Source organism: Streptomyces paromomycinus (assembly GCF_003865155.1).
GTDB lineage: Bacteria > Actinomycetota > Actinomycetes > Streptomycetales > Streptomycetaceae > Streptomyces > Streptomyces chrestomyceticus.
This window is the reverse complement of record NZ_BHZD01000001.1, coordinates 1,473,672-1,493,175: the sequence shown is the minus strand read 5'-3', so window position 1 is coordinate 1,493,175 and position 19,504 is coordinate 1,473,672. Positions and strand designations below refer to the sequence as shown.

Below are 19,504 nucleotides of genomic sequence, written 5' to 3'. Positions count from 1 at the left end.
CACTATGGAGCGGACGGATCGCCGCATTTTCGGCATGTCGGGGTGTTTCGCGATCGCCGCATGACCGGTTCTGTACGGTGGGCGGCCCGTCGTCGTGACGAGGAGGGACATGCGCGTGCCGGTGAGGCGAGGCGCCGCCGTGGCGGCGGTGCTCGCCCTGATCGCCGGCCTGGCCCTGCTGCTCGCCCGCCCCGGCGCAAAGGGCCCGGCGTGCACCGGACGGACGCTCGGCTCCTGGTCCGCCGAGTCCCGCTTCACCGGCGAGTTCACCCGGTACGGCAACGACAACCTCCGCGTGGACGACTGGACCGGCGGCGACGGCACCCACTCCGTACGGCTGCCCGACGGCCGAACCCTGTGGATCTTCTCCGACACCTTCCTCGACCGGGTGCAGCCCCCGCCGAACCCGCACGGACAGCCGTACCCCTGGCGCTCCGCCGACACCGGCCGCGAACCCGCCCTGACGCACAACTCCCTCGTCGTCATGGACCGCGCGGGCCGCCTGGAGCGGACCCTGACCGGCAGCACCGGCACCGGCCCCGGACCGTTCTTCCCCGACACCCCGGACGGCTGGCGCTGGCCGGTGCAGGCACACGTGGAACCGCGTACGCCCGGATCACCCGAACAGGTCGTCCGGGTGCTGCTCTGGAACCGCGCGCCGGGCCGGGGCCCGTGGGTCTTCGGCGTGCCCCGCGCGACCGAGATCGCCACCCTCTCCCTCCCGGACCTGCGGCTGGAGAGCATCACCCAGGCCGTCGACCAGACCTCCGTACGGAATCCGGGGGACCGGGTGCTGTACGGCACCGCGTCCGTGCGGGACGGCGCGTGGACGTACGTCTACGGCGGTGACGACGGGCCCGACCGGGCGGGCTCGAACGCCTACCTCGCCCGGGTGCCGACCGGACAGCTCGGGGAGGCCCGGACCTGGCAGTTCTGGGACGGGCAGGACTGGCAGCCGCACGCCGGCCGGGCGGTCCCCGTGATCCGCGAGGGCCGGGGGCGCGGCGTGGGCAGCGCCTTCACCGTCGTACGCGACGGCGGGACCTGGGTGCTGCTGACGATGGACGACCCCGGGCCGCCGGGTGACGGCCTGTCGGCCGTCACCGCGTACTGGGCGTGTTCGGCCGAGGGGCCGTGGCACGGGCCGGCCGGGCGGATCACCCCGCCCCGCCCGGCCGACCCCACCGGACAGCAGCGCGTCGCCGTGTACAACCCGCAGGCCCATCCGGAGTTCACGGCCGACGGCGCGCTGCTGGTCAGCTACGACGTCAACTGGCTGGGCCCGCCGGGCGCGCCTTCCGTCGCGCAGGTCAACCGCGACGTCGAGCTGTACCGGCCGCGCTTCCTGAGGCTGCGCCTGCACCGCGGATGAGACTCCGGCCGGGCCCGGCGGTCAGTCGGTCTTCGGCCCCGACCGGAGTGAGCAGCGCAGCGAGAACGGGTGCCCGGCCGGGTCGGAGTAGATCCGCACCTCGCGGGGCCCGGTGTCGTCCTTGGTGTCCAGCGGACGCGCGCCCAGGCCGACCGCCCTGCGCTCGGCCTCGTCCATGTCCCCTTCGTCGACCAGCAGGTCCAGGTGGGCCTGGAGCGAGCTGTCCGGACGCGGCCAGGTCGGCGGCGTCATGTTCAGGTCGCGGCGGAAGGACATGACGGTGCCGTTGACAGCGACCTCCACCCGGTCCGGCAGGTGTTCCCTGCGGACCTCGCCCTCCAGCAAGTCGGCGTAGAAGTCCGCCAGCTTCTCCGGGTCCGCGCAGTCGAGCACGATCACGGCGGCTTTGACCAGTCCCATGGCATCTCCTCGGCCCCGTGGGCCCTCCTCGGCAGGGCACCGTCCGCGGTGCCGGCCCCGCGGCGCGCGGGCCGGGACGACGAGTACCGCGGTCAGGCCGGTTCACTCCCGCCGCGGGGGACCGGCGCGGTCATCAGCGGCAGCACCACGGCGGACGGGCGGCCCGGCTCGTGGAAGACCTCGAACCGGACCGGCCGGCAGGCGACGGCCGACGCGGCCGGTTCACCCGTCCCGTGGTGGCGCGCGAACCGCGGGAACGCCCCGCCCGCCACCTGCACCCGCAGGCGGTGCCCGCGCAGGAACCGGTAGCCGGTCGGGTGCATCTCCACCCGGGCCGCCACCACCCCTTCGGCGTCCGCCGCCGGCGAGCCCGGGCGCAGCCGCAGGATGCCGTCGGTGACGTTGCGCGAGACGCCCGCCCGGTCCACGTCACAGAGCCGTACGAAGACATCGCCGTACCCGGAGTCCGTACGGACGTGCACCACCGCCGAGACCGGGCCGATCAGATCGAGGTCGCGGGGCAGCGGCGGGCCGGTGAAGACCAGCACGTCGGGCCGCCGTTCGACGGCCGTGTTGTCCTGCTGCCGTATCTCGCCGGGCAGCAGCAGCGGGCCGCCGGTCGACGGGGTCGGATCGGCGCCGTCGTAGGTGAACCGGTCCGGGGAGCTGCCGGGCGGCTCCGCCCAGTCGAGTCCGCCGGACGGCTGGAGCCGCAGCGGCGTCGGGACGGACTGCGGCGGCGGCCACCGGTCGAAGTCCAGCCAGCGGCCCGCCCGCTGGAGGTAGAGCCGGACCGGCGACTGGTGCAGCTGGGTGGTGTCCCCGGCCAGCTGGGCGCTCAGCCACGACACATGGTCGGTGAGCGTCGCCTTCAGCGCGCCGCGGTCGTGGGCCCACGGCCCGATCGTGATCCGCGAGCGGTGCCCGGCGGCGGTCAGCTCGGTGAAGTCCCGCAGCTGGTACGGCAGGAACAGGTCCCACCAGCCGGTCACCATGCTGGTCGGCGTGGTCATCCGCAGCGCCGCGGAACTGTGGTCGATCGGCGCCCAGAAACCGTCCCCCGGCTCCGCGTGCGCACTGACCTCGCGCAGGAAACGCTCGGGCCGCCCGATGGCCGCGAGGTCGGACTCGCCGACGGGCAGCGTCCGCATCGCGCGCTGCACCCTGCGGGTCTGGAGCGGATTGGGCAGCAGCCCGCCGAGCGGCGCCTCCTCCTGCGTGCCCGTCGCGGAGGACCACACCAGCATGTTGTGCAGCGCCAGCACACCGCCCGGATAGAAGGCGGCGGGGAAGTCGGACGTGGTGATGCCCAGGCACATCGCCTCCAGCGGCGGGTCGAGGTACGGGCCGATCGCCCACTCCGCGTGCCCGAGGTAGCTGGCACCTGCGGTGGCCAGCCGGCCGTCGCACCAGGCCCGCTCGCGCAGCCAGGCCGCGGTCGCCAGTCCGTCGTCCTTCTCGTGCACGAAGGCGTGGAACTCGCCGCCCGAGCCGAAGACGCCGCGTACGTTCTGCGCCACCACCTGGAAGCCCCGGCGCACCAGCACGCCCGCGAACAGCTTGATGTCGGGCTTGTGCTTGCCGTACGGCGTACGCAGCAGCACCACCGGCAGCGGCCCGGCGCCGCGCGGCCGGTAGCGGTCGGCGAGCAGTACGGTGCCGTCCCGCATCGGGATACGCAGATCCCGTACGCACTCGACGTCGGGTGTGACCGGCTCGGGCATGTCCAGGTACCGGTCGACCAGGCGGCCGAACGCCCGCCCGGTCCGGTCCCGCAGCATGGATTCCGCCATCGGTGCCTCCCATCGTCCGTCCCGGCCGGCGTCCCGGACGAAGAACGCTACGGAGCGTCACCGGCGTCACGCTCCGTGCGACTCCGGAGGCCGCCCCGGGTGCTCCAGTGTCCGGCTTTCGACCGGATCGCGCATGTACGCGCCCAAGCTCCACGGCACCGGCCGGGCGTCCGGGCCCGCCCTCCCGGTACCTGCCGCAACGTCCCGCCCGGCGACCCTACTTGCCGGTAGCGATCGTAGGGCAAGCAGCCGGAACGGCGTCAGTCCGGCTGCGCGCTGGACGGGCTGGGCTGGATGAACGGGAAGGCGTTGGTGCCGCCGCACACCATCGGGCCGACCCGTACAGTGCTGCCCACCAGGGTCACCAGGACCTCCGAGGGACTGCGGGCGCCGGGTACGGCGGCGTTGGCGGCGGTGCACACCAGCTGGCTCACGGACGGGGTGTCGAGCCGTTTGGCGTTCATGGGCACGTGGACGGTGACCCGGCCGTCCTCCGCCTCCGCGGTGACCGGCCCCGGGAGCACGGGCAGCACGTTGGTGAGGCCGCGCTGCCGCTCGGCGTCGTTGGGGCCCTTCAGCAGCAGGTTGATCGCCTCCTCGGGGCCGACCGGCGCGGTCGCCGGGCGGCTCGCGGGACGCAGGCCGGTCGGGCCGAGGAAGTACAGCTGGACGTCGGGCGCGGGCTTGCCCGGCGCCTTGAGGCCGTGGGCCGGCTCGCCCGCGTCGATCACCCCGGTCGGCGCGATGCCGCAGCCGGTGAGGGCGCCCGCCGACAGGGCCCCCAGCACGCCCGCCAGCAGGCCGCCCAGCATGATCCGCCGGGTCGGCCGGGTCCGCGCGGAGTTCGGCACGCTCACGTCTGGTCCGCCTTCCCGGCCGGTGCGGCCGCCTGGCTCTTCGCCGGGTGGTCACCGCCGCCCGCCGTGTCCTGATCGCCGTCCGTACCGGCGGGGCCGTTCTCCGCACCGTCCGCGGGCACCCGGCCGGTGCCGTCGGCTGTCTCCGGAGCGTCGGCGGCGGTGCCCGTCTCCTGCTCGGGCAGCGGCAGTTCCACGGTGAACACCGCGCCGCCGTCGGGACAGTTGGCGGCCTGCATGGTCCCGCCGTGCAGCCGTACGTTCTCCATGGCGATCGCCAGGCCCAGCCCGCTGCCCTCGGAACGGGCGCGCGCCGAGTCCGCCTTGTAGAAGCGGTCGAAGACGTGCGGGAGCACCTCGGGGTCGATGCCGGGGCCGCTGTCCACGATCCGGATCACCAGCCGGCCGTCGCCCGGCTCCGGCGCCCGCAGCAGCACCCGTACCGGCTCCCCGCCGTGGTGCAGCGCGTTGCCGACCAGGTTGGCCACGACGACGTCCAGCCGCCGCGGGTCCAGGCGCGCCCGTACGCCGTCCGGCAGTTCGGTACCCACCCGGCCCTGCCAGGCCCTGGCCTGGAGCGTCTTGCGGATCGTCTCGGCGACGTCCACCTCGTCCAGGTGCAGCGCGGCGGCCCCGGCGTCGAACCGCGAGACCTCCATGAGGTCCTCCACCATCCGGGCCAGCTTTCCGGTCTCCTGGCTGATCAGCCGGACGGCGGAGGCGGTGTCGGGGTCGAGGGCGTCGGCGTCCTCGTCGAGCACGTCGGTGACGGCGGTCATCGCGGCGAGCGGCGTGCGCAGCTCGTGCGAGACGTCGGCCGCGAACCGCCGCGCGTTGGCCTCCATCCGGCGCAGGTCGGCGACGCTCTCCTCCAGCTTGGCGGCCATGTCGTTGAACGTACGGGACAGGTCGGCCAGCTCGTCGGCGCCCTTGACCTCCAGCCGGGTCTCCAGCTTGCCCTCGGCGATCCGCCCGGCGGCCTGCCGCAGCCCGCGCACCGGCCGCAGCACACCGCGGGCCGCGAGCAGCGCCGGGACCACGGCCAGTCCGAGCACCGGCAGGGCGCCCCGCTGCGCGGCGCTCACCAGCGCCTCGACGTTGGCCTCTTCCGCGCGCAGCGGGAGCTGGGCGTAGACGGACAGCGGGGACGCCGTACGGGCCTCGGTCTGCGACTGCATCACCGGCATGCCGATCAGCAGCCAGGGGTCGCCGTCCCGTTCCACCCGCTGGAACGCCGTCACGTGCCGGGTCTCGACGGACTCGCGCAGCTCGGCGGGGACGACGACGGGGTTGCGCAGCTGGCTCCGGTCGTTCTCCGCGAGGCCCTTGTACTGGACGTAGACGTCCCAGTCCCGGGCCTTGCCGGAGCGGTCGAGCTGCCGGCTGAACTCGTCGACGTCCGCACGGGTCGGCGGTACGGCGAGGTCGGGCGCCAGCGAGTTGACCTGCCCCCGCAGGTCCTTGATCGCGGTGTCCTGCGAGCGCTGGAGGATGGCGTTGCGGGCCTCGCGGTAGGTCAGTGCCGCGGTGGTGAGCGCGCTGACCGCGGCGACCAGCAAGAACGCGACGACGAGCCGGGCCCGCAGGCCGCGCGGCAGGGAGCGGGTCAGCGCGGTGCGGCGCGGGCGGCCGGCGGACCAGGGACGCTTCACAGGGGGCCGAAACGGTAGCCGAAGCCGCGGACGGTCTGGACGTACCGGGGGGAGCGCGGGGTGTCCTCGATCTTCGTACGCAGCCGCATCACGCACGCGTCCACCAGGCGCGCGTCCCCGTGATAGCTGTGCTCCCAGACGTGTTCCAGCAACTGCTGGCGGCTGAAGACCTGGCCGGGGGTCGCGGACAGGAACAGCAGCAGTTTCATCTCGGACGGGGCCAGCGGGAGGTCGGTGCCGCCCTTGGAGACGACGAGTCCGGCCCGGTCGACGGCCAGTTCGCCGTAGGTCTCCACGGGGGCCGGGCCGGGCTCGGCGGGCCCCGCGGCGCTCCCGTCGGCGGGCAGCGCGGTGCGCCGCAGCACCGCGCGGATCCGGGCCTCCAGTACTTCGCCGCGCGCGGGCTTGACGATGTAGTCGTCGGCGCCCGCCTCCAGGCCGAGGACCACGTCGAGGTCGTCGCCGCGGGCGGTGAGCATGATGATCGGCAGCTGGCGGTCGGCGCGGATGCGCCGGCAGACCTCGAAGCCGTCCTTGCCCGGGAGCATCAGGTCCAGCAGCACGATGTCGGGGCGGAAGGCGGGCAGGAGGTCCAGGCCGTCCTCGCCGCTGGCCGCGGCCGCCACCTCGTGGCCGCGCCGGCGGAGCGCGAGGGTGACTCCGTCGCGCACGGCGGCGTCGTCCTCGATCAGAAGTACTCGGGGCATGGCACCAGTATCAATAAGTTTCATGATGGATCGGTAACAGGCGGATCCTGACCGCAATTCTTCGCATCTGTCGTATTGCAAGGCAGTAATCGCGCGAGCGCACCGCAGGGGGAAGCGTACGGCGCCGGCAACGGCTTCCGTACCCGGGTCCGCGGTGGCCCGCGCACGGCAGTGAGGGACGGGATTCGCAATGGCACGGCACGTCAGGCGGAGCGGCATCATCGGGGGAGCCGCGGTGGCGGTGGCGTCGCTCGGGGTGGCCGGCTATCTGACCTTCGGGCAGTCCGGCGCCACCTCCGAGGCGCACGCGGGCACCACCGAACAGGCCAAGCCCGCTCCGGTCGACCCGAGCATCGTGCACGCCTCCGACCGGCCCGGCAAGAGCCTCAACATCACCATCGACGACGGCCCGGACCCGGCCTGGACCCCCAAGGTGCTGGCCACGCTCAAGAAGTACGACGTCAAGGCCACCTTCTGCATGATCGGCCCGCAGGCCGCGGCCCACCCGGACCTGGTCGAGCAGGTGGCGGCGGCCGGCCACAAGCTCTGCGACCACACCATCAGCCACAACACCGGCATGGACCACCGGCCCGAGGCGTACCAGTCGAAGCAGATACTCGACGCGCAGCAGATGATCGAGAAGGCGGCCGGCGGCCCGCGGGTCGACTACTACCGGGCGCCGGGCGGCGCGTTCACCCCGTACAGCAGGAAGCTGGCGGCGGAGCGGGGGATGCGCCCGCTCGGCTGGAACGTGGACAGCAAGGACTTCGAGCGGCCGGGCACCGACGCGATCGTGCGCACGGTGCGCAAGGAACTGCGCAACGGGCCGACCGTCCTCTTCCACGACGGCGGCGGCGACCGCAGCCAGACGGTCGCGGCGCTGGACCGGCTGCTGCCGTGGATGAAGCAGCAGGGCTACGGATTCGGGTTCCCGAAGCGCTGACGGGTGACGGGGAGCGGCGTCGGGGCCCCGGACACGGGGCCGGGGTCCGGGCGCCGGACAGGCCGGGGGCCGGGGTGCGGGCACCGGGCGGGCCGGAGGCCGGGCGCCGCTCCTCAGACGTCGCCGAGCAGTTCCGCGAGGCCCCGGTCCACGTCGAGGAGCTCCCGGCCCGCGGGCACGGCCTGGTACGTACGGTCCAGGAAGCGGCGCAGGTCGGCGGTGTCGACCTGCACCATCGCGACGCCGTCCTCGACGTGGAACTCCAGCACCGTGCGGCCCCGGCCCACCGGACGCACCCGTACGTCACCGGTGCCCGCCGGGGCCTGCAGACCCTCGGCGAGGAGTTCGCGGGCGAAGGCCCAGTCGACCGCGGCGCCGTCCAGCGAGATCTCCGGCGGGAAGGTGATCCGCACCGCGAGCGGGTCGGCCGGGTGGTAGTGCAGCACCGCGGGCACGGTCCGGGAGCCGGGCGCGGTCGCGATGAGACGTACCTGGACGGCTTGGTCGATGACACTCTGCACCGCGGCTGCTCCCTTGCGGATGTCGGGTCGGGACGTGGCTTTCACCGTGTAGGACGGTGTGCCCGCCCGAGCCGTGCACGTGACAGGGGTGTGATTTATGTCATGTCCAGGTCGTCATGGTTGGTGGGTAACGCGTGGGTTGACAAGGGTTTGTGATCAGCTCCGGTGCCGGCCGGTGCGCGACTCCGCGGGGCCGTGGGTCAAGAACTCCTCCAGGATCCCGGGTGCCGCGGCCGCCGCCAGGGCCGGAGCGTCGGCCGCCGGAATGTCGCGTAGGTGATAACCGTCCTCGCCCGCGGCGACCGCGGCGGTGAGAGTGACCAGACCGGCCCGCCGGCTGAACGGCGTACTGGAGAACGTCCAGGCCGCGACCGCCTCGCGCTGGAGCACCACGGTGTCCCGGCTGAACGTGCCGGAACGCGCGATCAGGTACCGCCCGTCGAGCCCGTGCCCCAGGTTGCGGTACGCGTCCCGGGCCAGCCACAGCACCACCGGCACCGACACCAGCGCGAACACCCAGGCGCAGTGCAGCAGTACGGGAGTCAGGAGAGCGCCCAGGACCGCGAGGGTGAGGGTGCCCGGGAGCGTCACCAGGAGCAGCCCGCGCGTCCGGCGGCGGCGCAGGGCCGCTCGCGGATGCCCGCGGAGACCGGCGTCCGGGAATCCGGCGCGGAGCGTCCCCGACGCGGTGCGCACTGCCTCGGCCCGCGGTGCGGGCGGCAGGATCACGCTGCGCTTGCGGTTCTCCTCCTTGTTGCCAAGACCGCCCGCGACCGCTCGGACGGTGGCCCCGCCCCCTGCCCGCAGCAGCAGCGGCTCGCGCAGGACCACGCCACGCAGCCGGGCCCGCTCGATGGTCACCGACCGGGTGGTGAGCAGGCCGTGATGCACCCGCAGCGTGCGCGCGTCGGTCCATTCGAGGCGGAACTTCCACCAGTCCTCGACGTAGAGAACGAGCGCGCCGATCGTGCCGAGAGCGACGACGGCCAGCAGCGCGAGCGGAATCGTCACCCAGAGCGCGCGGGCGCCGAACTCGTCGAACGCGCCGCGCACGATGCTCAGCTTCCACGGCTCGATACCGGCGCCGTCCAGGACGCGGTAGACGCCGCCGGCCGCGGCGAAGACCCCGCCGATCACCCAGAAGGTGAGCGGCGCGTAGCGCAGCCAGCGCCAGTTGATACGGGAGACGACCGGGTCCTCGTCCGTCGCCCGGACACCGGCGCGGGCGAGCAGTACGGTCCGCAGCCGCTCCGCGTCGGCCGCCGTCAGCGCCTCCAGCGAAAGTTCGCCGCCGCCGTCCGCCGAGCCCGCGGTACCGGCCCGCAGGACGGTGACGCCGAGCAGCCGGTGCAGCGGTGAGGCCGTCAGATCCACCGTACGGATGCGGTGCAGCGGCACGGACTTCAGCCGCCGGGTCAGCACCCCGCTGCGTACCTCGAAGGAGTCGTGGGTGACGCGGTAGTCCGTACGCGCCCAGCGGACCGACCCGATCGCGGTCAGGACCGCGAAGCTCGCCGCGATCGCGGCCAGCGTGATCCAGGCACCGGCCCCGATCCGGCCGCCGGTGGCCAGCGCGGTCAGCGCGAACGAGCCCAGCGGGGCGGCCAGCCAGCCGCAGTGCACCAGGAGGGTGCGCCGGTCCAGCCGGTGCCACCGGGGCGGCGCGCCGGTGACGGCAGGCGTGGTGGTGGTCATGCGGCATCACCCGGCACGGCCTGCGCGGCCTCGCCGATGCGCCGCGACAGCTCCTCGGCGTCCGCGTCGGACAGCCCGGCTATCTTCACGTCGCCCGCGGTGGAGGCGGTGGTGACGGTGACCGTCGCGAGCCCGAACCGCTGCTGTACCGGGCCGCGCACGGTGTCCACGGTCTGCACCCGCGACAGCGGCGCGATCCGCCGCGTCTGCCGGAACCAGCCGCTCGCCGCGTACACCGCGCGGCCGCCCAGCTCCCAGGCGTGCACGGAGTACCGCCACCGCGGCATGACCAGCGCGTAGCCGAGCGCCGGCAGGACCAGCGCGACCAGCAGGAGCGGCGCGAGCCAGGGCAGGGCGCCGGGGAAGAACAGCACCGAGCAGATTGCCAGGGCGAGCGCGGTGAGCAGCGCCGGACCGCTGACCGTCAGCAGCGCCTGGACGGTCCACCAGCGGCGGGCGCGGGGATCGACCCGGTTGCGGGGCGGCCGCAGCAGGGGAGTGGCGGGTGCGGACATGAGGGTTCCCCGTTCTTCGGCTTTGGCAAGTCACGTGTATTGAGTAGCGGTACGTTATAACGGTACGAGCGACTTGTAAAAAGAAGGCGAGGCCACGGTCACGTGCCGAAGAAGGTGGACCACGAAGCGCGGCGCCGGGAGATCTCCCAGGCGCTGTGGCGGATCGCGAGCACCCGGGGCCTGGAGGGCGCGAGCCTGCGGGACGTCGCCGCCGAGGCGGGCATCTCCCTCGGGCGGCTCCAGCACTACTTCCGCACCAAGGACGAGATGCTCGTCTTCGCGCTCCGCCACATCGAGACCCTGGCCCAGCAGCGCATCCGCGCCCGCATCGAAGCGCTGGACGGCGAGCCCACCCCGCGCGACATCCTGCGCGCCTGCCTGACGGGGATGCTGCCCCTGGACGAGCAGAGCCGCATCGGCTTCCTGGTGGGCGTGGCCCACTTCCACCGGGCCGTCCACGACCCCGCCCTGCGCACCGACATCCGCGACGGCATCCCCCAGCTGCGGGGCTTCTTCGCCGATCAGCTGCGGCAGGCGACGGAACGCGGCGAGGTGCGCCCCGGCCGGGACGCCGACGACGAGGCGATGGTGCTGATCAGCCTGGTCGACGGACTCTCGACGTACATCCTGCTGGACGTCCACACCCCCGAGAAGGCCGTCCAGCTTTTGGACATGCAGCTGGACCAGCTGTTCGACGGGCCGGGGCGGAGCGACGCCCGTACCTGCGAGTAGCGATGCGGTACGGCGCCGATGTGCATCCCCGTCAGGTGTGCATCCCCGTCAGGTGGAAGGCGCCCCGGCCGGTTCACCAGGGGGCGCGGGCGCCGGGCTGTGTCGGCGGGAGAAGCGCTGGGCCAACGGCCGTTCGACGAACCGGTGTGCCAGCAGGGCCGTGCCCTGCGCCAGGAGGGCACAGGCCGTGACAAGAACCAGCCCGGCGGGAACGCCGAAGGCGCGGTCCTCCCCCAGCAGCTGCCGGACGGTCAGCAGCAGGGGCCAGTGGAGGATGTACAGGGCGTACGAGGCTTCGCCCAGCCTGATCAGGGCCGGGCGGGCCGCCAGGCCGGACCGGCCCTCGGCGTCGGCACGCGCCAAGTGGGCGATCAGCAGGGTCAGGGGCACGGCTCCGAGGGCCCCGAAGCGGAACGGCGCCGGAAGGAACGGGGTCAGAGCGGCGGCCGCAGCGCAGGACAGCAGGAGCACGGTGCGCGGCACCCGCGGCCACCGGCCGGCGCGGAGCAGGCGTGCGGTGACGATGCCGAGCGCGAATTCCGCCAGCCGCGCCGGAGGGAAGAAGTAGCACAGCCAGACGCTCTCGGCCGACAAGGGGATGTCCCTGCCGAGAACGGGGCCGCCGACCGCCAGGGCGGGCAGGGGCAGTGACAGGACGGCGACCGCCAGGACCGTCCAGACCGCTCCGAGACGCCTGGCAGGGAGACGGCGCGCCGCGGCGATCAGCAAGGGGAACAGCGCGTAGAAGAACACCTCGCAGGAGATGGACCACGAGGGAGAGTTGAAGCACGCGTTCAGTGCCAGGTGCGGGGCCCAGCCCTGGAGGAGAAGGAGGCTGACCGCGCTGAATCCCGGTCCGCAGTGCAGCGGCAGGCCGTTCGGGAGCGCGGAGTCCGCGGCCAGGACGGCGAATGCCACCGCCCCCAGCCAGCCCAGCGCATGTGCGGGGCCGATGCGCCACAGGCGGCGGCGCCAGAACGCACCGGCCGGTTCGCCCGGCCGGTGCGTCCAGGCCAGCACGAACCCGGACAGGACGAAAAAGCCGCTGACCGCGCAGGCCGCGAGGGGATCCAGCGGAAGCACCGCCGTACGCAGACCGGGGTCGGCGAAGAACGCCGCGTCGATGAAGAGGTGGGTCGCCAGCACCGAGGCGGCCAGGAAGAACCGCAGGCCCGTCAACGACGGCAGCCGTTGCCCCGTCTCCACCATGTCCCTCCCCGGCCCCTCCGCCACCGTCCCTGCCGGGAACATGCCCACGTCGGTGCCGCCCGGGCACCGACGGAGCGGTGGTGCGACCCGAACGAGTGAACGCGTCCGCGGCGCCGGAGGGCGGCCTCAGTAACGGGTGCCCTCGGCCGCAGGCAGGGCGTCCAGCTCCGCCAGGGCGGCGGGCGGCAGGACGAGGTCCGCCGCGCCGACGTTGTCCGCCAGGTACTTCGGGGTCTTGGTGCCGGGGATCGGGACGACGTACCGCCCCTGGGCGAGCACCCACGCGAGGGCGACCTGCGCGGGGGAGGCGCCGTGCTGCCCGGCGATGGCGCGGACCTTGCCCACCAGCTCCAGGTTGGCCTTGAGCGCGTCCTGCTGGAAGCGCGGCAGGCGGCGGCGGAAGTCGTTACGCGGCAGCTCGTCGAAGGAGGTGATGCCGCCGGTCAGGAAGCCGCGGCCGAGCGGCGAGAACGGCAGGAAGGCGATGCCCTGCGCCTCGCAGTACGGCACGACCTCGTCCAGCGCCTCACGGGTCCACAGCGACAGTTCGGACTGCACGGAGGCGACCGGGTGCACGGCCTGCGCGCGCCGGATCTCCTCGACGGTCGTCTCCGACAGACCGATGTGCCGGGCCTTGCCCGCCTGGACGGCCTCGGCCAGCGCGCCCCAGCTCTCCTCGACCGGCACGTCCGGGTCCACCCGGTGCAGCTGGTAGAGGTCCACGTGATCGGTGCCGAGGCGGCGCAGGCTCGCGTCGATGGAGCGGCGGATGTGCTCGGGGCGGCCGTTGCGCACCAGCGCGGTGTGATCGCCCGGCTTGTCCGGCGAGCTCTCCAGCCCGACCTTCGTGGCCAGCACCACCCGCTCCCGGTACCCGCCCGCCAGCGCCCGGCCCACCAGTTCCTCGTTGGTGTACGGGCCGTAGACGTCGGCGGTGTCGATGAGCGTCGACCCGAGGTCGACCGCCTGCCGGAGCACGTCGACGGAGGTCGCCTCGTCGCGGCCGTCCGGGTCGTAGGCATGAGTCATGCCCATGCAGCCGAGGCCGACGACGCCGATCTCCGGTCCGGTGCTGCCGAGCGTGGTGGTGCGCATGACGGGGCTCCTCGGGACGAGTGCTGGATCGTTTCGCCGATCACTCTTCCTGTTGAAGCGCACTTGAAGTCAAGCGGGACGCTGGAGCGGGCGTCCGTCCGTGGGGAGGCAGGAGCGGACGGCGTCTTCGTGCCAGGGGTCGTGGACCCCCGCGACCGTACGGGAACCGGCCGCGGGCATTGCCCTCCCGTCGAACGTGATGGCGGGCCCCGGCGCGCCGACCGTCGCCGAACTCGGCGCGCCGGGCGCCGCCCGGGTCAGTGCCGGCTCGGGCATCGCGCAGGCTGCGCACGCCCTGGTGCGCGCCGCGGCCCGCGGACTGCTGACCACCGGCACGTACGGCACGCTGGCGGACGGTCTGGCACACGGCGAGCTGAACACCCTGCTCGGGCGTGACTGAGGCAGGACGGCCGCTCCCGGCGGTCTACGCCTCGCGCAGCAGGGCCGCGAGGTCGCCCTCGACGTCGAGGTGGCGGGCCTCGGCGCCCAGGGGCACCACGCCGTACGACCGCATCAGGAACCGGCGCAGGTCACGGGCCGGGAACTGCACCATGGCCAGGCCGTCGGCGGTGTGGAACTCCAGCATCGTGTGGTCCGGGCCGCACGGCCAGATGTGCACGTCACCCTGGCCGGACGGCTCCCGCAGGCCGTCCGCCAGCAGGTCGCGCGCGAAGGTCCACCCGACCTCCGCCCCGTCCAGCGACGCCACCGGCGGGAAGACGACGTGCACCGCCAGCGGGTCCTGGCTGTCGTAGCGCAGCCGGGCGGGGACCTTCCGCGACCGGGGCACGGTCGCGATCAGTCGGGCGTGTACGGCTTGGTCGATGACGTGGGGCATCGCCGGCTCCCTGGGTGCTCGTGCGGACGGGTCTCTGCCTCTACGACCCGTAGGACGCGCCGCGTATTACGCCAGTGCACCGAATCGCCGCGTGAGGTGCGTCACGAACTTTGATCGTGGCGATATGTGCTCCTTACGCTTGCGCAATCCAAGCAAGGCCGTCAGAACCGGAATGGGTCTGCCCGCGATTGAGAGCCTGTGACCGGACCAGGGCGCCCGGCCAGAGGCGCGGCGCAAGCTCCGGCGCTGGGGGGTGACACGTCAGGGGTTGGCCGTTCATGTCCGAAGCATCCTCAGGGTCCCCGGCGTCGGCTGCGGACGACTACACCCGGCTCTACGAGCGTGAGCACCCGCGCCTGGTCGCCTACGCACGGTCGCTGACGACCAGCGCCTGGCTCGCCGAGGACCTCGTCGCGGAAGCGCACTTCCGGGTCTGGCGCCGCATCCGGTCCGGGCACCGCATCGACAACGTCCCGGCCTACCTCCGCACCACCGTCCGCCACCTCGCCTCGGCCGTCGGCGCGGCCAACGCCCGGGAGATACCGCAGGACCCCGAGGACGGCCAGGTGTGGCCCGGCACCGGTCCGGCGGCCGAGCACGCCGACCCGGCGCAGCGCGTCGCCTACGTCGATCTGCTCGCCCGCGTCATGGGACGGCTCCCGCAGCGCTGGGTGACGGCGCTGTGGCTGGCGGAGGCCGAGGACCAGCCGCTGGAGGCGGTCGGCAAGGCGATCGGGGCGGGCAAGGGCGCGACGGCCGTGCTGCTGCACCGGGCCAGGGAGGGCATGCGGCAGGCGTTCCTCGGCTCGGTGCCCGGCGCCCCGGACGACCCGGCGTGCGAGGTGCACTGGCAGCGGATGCCCGCGTACGTACGGGGCGAGGCCACCGTGAAACAGGCCGACGGGGTCACGGGCCACCTCGCGGACTGCCCCGACTGCCGGGCCCGGATGGCGCTGCTCACCCGGGCCAACGACCGGCTGCCCGCGCTCACCGGCCCCGCGCTGCTGGTGCTGCTGGCGGGCGGTTCGGCGAAGTTCCTGCTGCCGCTCGCGGGGGCCGGGGCCGCCGCGGCCGGAGGCGCCCACGCGGCCGGGAGCGGCGCGGCCGCGTCCGTGCAGAATGCGCTCACCGCGGTTCAGAGATCCGTACGGCATCTGCTGCGCGGCCAGGTCGGGCAGGCCGGGCCGGTGGCCGCCACCGCCGCGGGCGTCGGCGTCGCAGTGGTCGCCGGGGTGGCGGTCGCCGCGGGCATCGCGCTGACCGGCGGCGAAGCGGCGCCGACGGCCGAGCGGACGGCGGCGGCGCCGGACGGGGCCGGGGGCGGCGCGCAGCCGGGCGACGCCGCGGGCCGGACGATGCCCGGTGCCACCGCGGAGCGGTCGGCGACCTCCGTACCCACCGGCGTTCCGGCCGCTCCGACGGCACCGGCGGAGCGCGGCACGGCGGGCGCGTCCCCGGCGCCCCGGGCGGGCGGGCCGGCCGCCTCGCCGGCTCCCGCGCCGTCGGGGCCGCCCGCACCCACGCCGACCCGCACGGGACCGGCGACGGGCCCCGCTCCGGACCCGACGGCGTCCGGACCGACCGCCACCCCCACGCCCGGACCGACCGCCACCCCCACGCCCGGACCGACCGGCAGCCCCACGCCCGGACCGACCGCCACCCCCACGGCACGGCCCACCCCCGTACCCACCCCCACCCGCACACCGCTTCCGACGGTCACGCCCACTCCGACGGTCACGCCCACTCCGACGTTCACGCCCACCCCCACTCCCGGCCCGACCCCGCCCGAGCACTGCCACTGGATCTGGCGCTGGGGCCCGGTCCGGGTCTGCCGTGTCGGCTGACGCCGCCGCGGCTTCAGTCCGTGACCGTGCTGCGGTTCTCGTAGGCGAGGTCGCCGTACTCGGGGTGCCGCGCCATCCAGCCCGCGACGAACGGGCACACGGCCAGCACCCGCAGCCCGTCCGCCCGCGCCGCGTCCAGCGCGTGCCGGGTCAGCGCCGAACCGACGCCGTTGCCCTCGTACACCGGGTCCACCTCGGTGTGCACGAGCGCGATGAGCCCTTCGGCGCGCAGATAGGCCGCCACGCCCGCCACTTCGCCGCCGAGCCTGGCCTCGTAGCGGTTCGCGGCGCGGTCGTCGGTCACCGTCACCGGGGCCGGCGCGTTCATGAGCGGATCTCCTGCCGGTCCATCGCCGTCTCCTCCCGCTTCGCCCCCCGGACGCTTGCGCACCCCCTGTTCAGCACAGTAGGAGCGGTGCCGGGCCGGCGCGAGGCGAGACGCGTACGCAGGCTCGTACGGGAATGTCTGGACGGGGCGTCCCGGCTGGGCTAGCTTCCAGCGTCATGAGGGTCATGGGGAAGCCGGGACAGCCAGGACAGCCGGGGCGCGGGAGACGTGGGCGCGGAGTGTGGGCGGTGGCCTGCGCCGCGGTGATCGGCGTCGCGGGCGCGGCTCCCGTATCGGCACAGCCGTCCGCCGCCGCACGGACCGCCACGGGGGCGCTGACGGTGTCCGGGGTGCTGGGCGGCGGCTGGGACGAGAAGGACAGCGACAGCGACGCGCGCTTCCGCGGCCTGGCCGCCGTCAGCCGCAGTACCGCCTGGGTCGCGGGCACGAACGGGACCGTGCTGCGCACCCGCGACGGCGGCGACCACTGGCGGGACGTCTCGCCGCCGGGCGCCGGGAAGCTGGAATTCCGCGACATCGAGGCGTTCGACGCGCGGCACGCCGTGGTGCTGTCGGCCGGCGAGGGCGCGGCGTCCCGGGTCTTCCGTACGGACGACGGCGGCGCCACCTGGACGGAGAGCTTCCGCAACACCGACCCGCGCGCCTTTTACGACTGCATGACGTTCTTCGACAGCAGCCACGGCATCGCGCTCGCCGACCCCGTCGACGGCACGTACCGCATCCTGTCCACCGCCGACGGCGGCCGGAACTGGCGGGTGCTGCCCACCCGCGGCATGCCGCCCGCCCAGCCCGGCGAGGCGTCCTTCGCGGCCAGCGGCCAGTGCCTGGTCAGCTCCGGCGCGTACGACGCGTGGTTCGCCACCGGCGGCGCGGCGAAGAGCCGCGTCCTGTACTCCCCGGACCGCGGCCGCAGCTGGACCGTCTCCGAGACGCCGGTCCCGGCGGGCGACCCGGCGCGCGGCGTCTTCGGCCTGGCCTTCCGCGACCGTACGCACGGGCTCGCGGTCGGCGGCGACCACCGCAGCGGCAGGCCCTCGCCCAAGGCCGCCGCGGTGAGCGCGGACGGCGGCGCGTCCTGGCAGGCGGCCGCCCGGCCGCCGAAGCGCTACCGGTCCGGTGTGGCCTGGTTCCCCCGCACCACGCGCGTCGCCCTGGCCGTCGGGCCGACGGGCAGCGACGTCACGCTCGACGGCGGCCGGTCCTGGCACACCTTCGACGACGAGTCGTACGACACCGTCGACTGCTCCGCCGACGTCGGCTGCTGGGCGGCGGGGGAGGACGGGCGCATCGCCCGCCTGGAGCCGTGACGTACCGGCGGACGGGTGCCCTGAGGCCGTCGTTCCCGGCCTCAGGGCACCCGCGCCGACACCGCCACGACGTGCGGCGCCGCCAGGTAGCGCGTGAACAGTGACGCGCTGCCCTCGGCGGCGGTGCGCGGCAGCTGCCAGGCGATGCCGGTGAAACCGGCCTCCGTCAGGGCCCGTTCGTGCGCTTCGCGGGACCAGTAGTAGGCAGTCACCTGGAACGTCTCCTCCTGGGCCCGGCCGTGCAGCCCGACGGGGTCGCCGTCCCGCAGGTGGGCGTCGGCCACGGTGAGGTCGAAGCCGTAGGGCCGGTAGTAGTGCGGGACCGTCGCGAGGTCCGGGTTGAGCGTGGCGGCCACGAAGCGGCCGCCCGGGACGAGTGTGTCGCGGGCGGCGGCGCACAGCCGGGTGAGCGCCGCCGGAGTGGCGGCGTGGGACAGCGCGTAGACGGCCACGGTCACGTCGAACGCCCCGTCGAGGGCGTCGGTGGTCGCCGTGTCGAGAACGCGGTACGACACGCCGAGGGGCTCCACCTCCTCCCGGTGCCGGGCGTGCGCGATCAGTCCGGGCGACCGGTCGACACCGAGCACCCGGCCCGCCCCGTTCCGGGCGAAGAAGCGGGTGTAGTGCCCCGTGCCGCAGCCGAGGTCCAGGACCCGCCGCCCCTCGACGCCGTCCGCCGCGGCGAGGACGGAGGGCATTTCGATGTGCCGTCGGAAGGGCAGCTCGTCGATGCTGCGCTCGTGCAGCGCGGCCATACCGTCGAAGGGGGAAGTCATGACACTGCCTCAGGGCTGCGGGTCGCCGGGCGACGGGGCGGGCGGTGGACGGGCGGGCCCGGGAGGCCCGCGGCCTGCGGAACGCATCATTCCGCAGTCGGCGGGCGTTCCCGGGGAGGCACCGGGCGAACGGCCGGTGCGCCACTCGCCCTGCCCAGACGGCGTACGGGGCCCGTGAGGCGCAGGGCGTGCGGAGGCCCGGGGTGCGCAGGGCGTACGGGTGGCGTCCTCGGGCGTACGGACAGCGCGCGGCCGGTGTGCCGCTCGGCGTCCCCCTCGCTTCTCCGCCCCTCGCCCCTGCGCCCTCTCGCGGCCGTCAGTCCAGCAGGCTCCCGAGCCGCCCCTCCAGCAGGACCAGCAACTCGGCCAGCCCCTCGGACAGTTCGGTCCGCCGTCTGCCGTCGATGCCCTCCAGCAGACCGGCCTCGTAGCGCAGTTGTTCGGGCAGCAGCCGGTCGATGACCGCCCGGCCCTCGTCGGTGAGCGAGAGGTGCGAGACCCGCCGGTCCCGCTCGTCGGGCCGTCGCGCGAGCAGCCCGCGGGTCTCCAACTGCCGTACCCGCTTGGTGACCGCGGCCCCGGAGGCGAACGTCTCGCGCGCGATCCGGCCCGGCGTCAGCTCGCGGTCCATCCGCCGCAGCGTCCCGAGGATGTCGAACTCCGGGCGGGTCAGGCCCTCCCGGCGCAGCGGCGCGTCGGCGGCCTGCTGGAGCAGCGCGGAGCAGCGGTTGAGCCGTCCGATCACCGCCATCGGGCCGGTGTCCAGCCCCGGGTGGACCTGCTGCCACTGCCGCAGCACCCCCGCGACGATGTCCTCGGTCACGCGCACCTCTACTTCCCGGGCTCTCCCGGCCCCCGTCGGCGTCCTGATTCGCGCAC

20 protein-coding genes are annotated in these 19,504 nt (G+C 74.3%); 6 read left to right on the top strand and 14 right to left on the bottom strand.

Annotated elements, in window-relative coordinates; all coding sequences use genetic code 11:
- Positions 1-109: 109 nt before the first annotated feature.
- Positions 110-1,372 (top strand): DUF4185 domain-containing protein, encoded by a 1,263-nt coding sequence (locus OEIGOIKO_RS05750; protein WP_125052441.1) that lies wholly within the window; start codon positions 110-112, stop codon positions 1,370-1,372.
- Between the two features lie 21 nt (positions 1,373-1,393).
- Here OEIGOIKO_RS05750 and OEIGOIKO_RS05745 read toward each other — a convergent pair whose 3' ends face one another.
- From OEIGOIKO_RS05745 to OEIGOIKO_RS05725, 5 genes are all read right to left on the bottom strand, one after another.
- A complete protein-coding gene (locus OEIGOIKO_RS05745) occupies positions 1,394-1,792 on the bottom strand; it encodes a VOC family protein (protein WP_125052439.1) in 399 nt (132 codons plus the stop codon).
- A gap of 92 nt (positions 1,793-1,884) precedes the next feature.
- Positions 1,885-3,585 carry a CocE/NonD family hydrolase gene (locus OEIGOIKO_RS05740; protein ID WP_125052437.1) on the bottom strand — a complete coding sequence of 567 codons (1,701 nt, stop codon included), beginning with the start codon at positions 3,583-3,585 and terminating at the stop codon, positions 1,885-1,887.
- Between the two features lie 260 nt (positions 3,586-3,845).
- On the bottom strand, positions 3,846-4,442 hold the full coding sequence (locus OEIGOIKO_RS05735) for a GerMN domain-containing protein (RefSeq protein ID WP_125052435.1): 597 nt from the start codon (positions 4,440-4,442) through the stop codon (positions 3,846-3,848).
- Positions 4,439-6,094 carry a sensor histidine kinase gene (locus tag OEIGOIKO_RS05730; protein WP_246177219.1) on the bottom strand — a complete coding sequence of 552 codons (1,656 nt, stop codon included), beginning with the start codon at positions 6,092-6,094 and terminating at the stop codon, positions 4,439-4,441. The genes OEIGOIKO_RS05735 and OEIGOIKO_RS05730 overlap by 4 nt, the downstream gene beginning before the upstream one ends.
- Complete coding sequence (locus OEIGOIKO_RS05725; protein ID WP_125052433.1) at positions 6,091-6,801, bottom strand: response regulator transcription factor; 711 nt, start codon at positions 6,799-6,801, stop codon at positions 6,091-6,093. The genes OEIGOIKO_RS05730 and OEIGOIKO_RS05725 overlap by 4 nt, the downstream gene beginning before the upstream one ends.
- Before the next feature lie 190 nt (positions 6,802-6,991).
- Here OEIGOIKO_RS05725 and OEIGOIKO_RS05720 point away from each other — a divergent pair, with 190 nt between their 5' ends.
- Positions 6,992-7,744: a polysaccharide deacetylase family protein gene (locus OEIGOIKO_RS05720; RefSeq protein WP_125052431.1), complete on the top strand. Its 753-nt coding sequence runs from the start codon at positions 6,992-6,994 to the stop codon at positions 7,742-7,744.
- Positions 7,745-7,857: 113 nt separating this feature from the next.
- Here OEIGOIKO_RS05720 and ssgD (OEIGOIKO_RS05715) read toward each other — a convergent pair whose 3' ends face one another.
- The 3 genes from ssgD (OEIGOIKO_RS05715) to OEIGOIKO_RS05705 form a co-directional block, all read right to left on the bottom strand.
- Complete coding sequence (gene ssgD, locus OEIGOIKO_RS05715; RefSeq protein ID WP_125058473.1) at positions 7,858-8,265, bottom strand: spore wall synthesis regulator SsgD; 408 nt, start codon at positions 8,263-8,265, stop codon at positions 7,858-7,860.
- Positions 8,266-8,421: 156 nt separating this feature from the next.
- On the bottom strand, positions 8,422-9,960 hold the full coding sequence (locus OEIGOIKO_RS05710) for a PH domain-containing protein (protein WP_125052429.1): 1,539 nt from the start codon (positions 9,958-9,960) through the stop codon (positions 8,422-8,424).
- Complete coding sequence (locus tag OEIGOIKO_RS05705) at positions 9,957-10,475, bottom strand: PH domain-containing protein (RefSeq protein ID WP_125052427.1); 519 nt, start codon at positions 10,473-10,475, stop codon at positions 9,957-9,959. Before OEIGOIKO_RS05705 ends, OEIGOIKO_RS05710 begins: the two co-directional genes overlap by 4 nt.
- Positions 10,476-10,577: 102 nt before the next feature.
- On the opposite strand from OEIGOIKO_RS05705, the gene OEIGOIKO_RS05700 reads away from it, so the two are divergent.
- The gene (locus OEIGOIKO_RS05700) at positions 10,578-11,207 is read left to right on the top strand and encodes a TetR/AcrR family transcriptional regulator (RefSeq protein WP_125052425.1); all 630 of its coding nucleotides are present in this window, start codon (positions 10,578-10,580) and stop codon (positions 11,205-11,207) included.
- 48 nt (positions 11,208-11,255) lie between these two features.
- On the opposite strand, the gene OEIGOIKO_RS05695 is transcribed toward OEIGOIKO_RS05700, so the two are convergent.
- Positions 11,256-12,416: an acyltransferase family protein gene (locus OEIGOIKO_RS05695; RefSeq protein WP_170251571.1), complete on the bottom strand. Its 1,161-nt coding sequence runs from the start codon at positions 12,414-12,416 to the stop codon at positions 11,256-11,258.
- Between the two features lie 126 nt (positions 12,417-12,542).
- Entirely contained in the window at positions 12,543-13,511 is a 969-nt protein-coding gene (locus tag OEIGOIKO_RS05690) for an aldo/keto reductase (protein WP_125052421.1), read from the bottom strand.
- A gap of 199 nt (positions 13,512-13,710) precedes the next feature.
- Here OEIGOIKO_RS05690 and OEIGOIKO_RS43730 point away from each other — a divergent pair, with 199 nt between their 5' ends.
- Entirely contained in the window at positions 13,711-13,911 is a 201-nt protein-coding gene (locus OEIGOIKO_RS43730; RefSeq protein ID WP_307721216.1) for a hypothetical protein, read from the top strand.
- A 24-nt stretch (positions 13,912-13,935) separates the two neighbouring features.
- On the opposite strand, the gene ssgD (OEIGOIKO_RS05680) is transcribed toward OEIGOIKO_RS43730, so the two are convergent.
- The gene (gene ssgD / locus OEIGOIKO_RS05680; RefSeq protein WP_125052419.1) at positions 13,936-14,349 is read right to left on the bottom strand and encodes a spore wall synthesis regulator SsgD; all 414 of its coding nucleotides are present in this window, start codon (positions 14,347-14,349) and stop codon (positions 13,936-13,938) included.
- Between the two features lie 278 nt (positions 14,350-14,627).
- Between ssgD (OEIGOIKO_RS05680) and OEIGOIKO_RS05675 the strand changes: the two genes are divergently transcribed.
- Positions 14,628-16,193, top strand: a complete 1,566-nt coding sequence (locus OEIGOIKO_RS05675) for a sigma factor (protein WP_125052417.1) — start codon at positions 14,628-14,630, stop codon at positions 16,191-16,193.
- A gap of 13 nt (positions 16,194-16,206) precedes the next feature.
- Here the strand turns inward: OEIGOIKO_RS05675 and OEIGOIKO_RS05670 are convergent, their stop codons facing one another.
- Positions 16,207-16,521, bottom strand: a complete 315-nt coding sequence (locus tag OEIGOIKO_RS05670) for a GNAT family N-acetyltransferase (protein WP_031002494.1) — start codon at positions 16,519-16,521, stop codon at positions 16,207-16,209.
- Between the two features lie 185 nt (positions 16,522-16,706).
- Here OEIGOIKO_RS05670 and OEIGOIKO_RS05665 point away from each other — a divergent pair, with 185 nt between their 5' ends.
- Positions 16,707-17,849, top strand: a complete 1,143-nt coding sequence (locus OEIGOIKO_RS05665; protein ID WP_125058472.1) for a WD40/YVTN/BNR-like repeat-containing protein — start codon at positions 16,707-16,709, stop codon at positions 17,847-17,849.
- 41 nt (positions 17,850-17,890) lie between these two features.
- Here OEIGOIKO_RS05665 and OEIGOIKO_RS05660 read toward each other — a convergent pair whose 3' ends face one another.
- Both OEIGOIKO_RS05660 and OEIGOIKO_RS05655 read right to left on the bottom strand, forming a co-directional pair.
- Complete coding sequence (locus OEIGOIKO_RS05660; RefSeq protein WP_125052415.1) at positions 17,891-18,625, bottom strand: class I SAM-dependent methyltransferase; 735 nt, start codon at positions 18,623-18,625, stop codon at positions 17,891-17,893.
- Between the two features lie 316 nt (positions 18,626-18,941).
- Positions 18,942-19,448 (bottom strand): MarR family winged helix-turn-helix transcriptional regulator, encoded by a 507-nt coding sequence (locus tag OEIGOIKO_RS05655; protein WP_125052413.1) that lies wholly within the window; start codon positions 19,446-19,448, stop codon positions 18,942-18,944.
- Positions 19,449-19,504 lie beyond the last annotated feature (56 nt).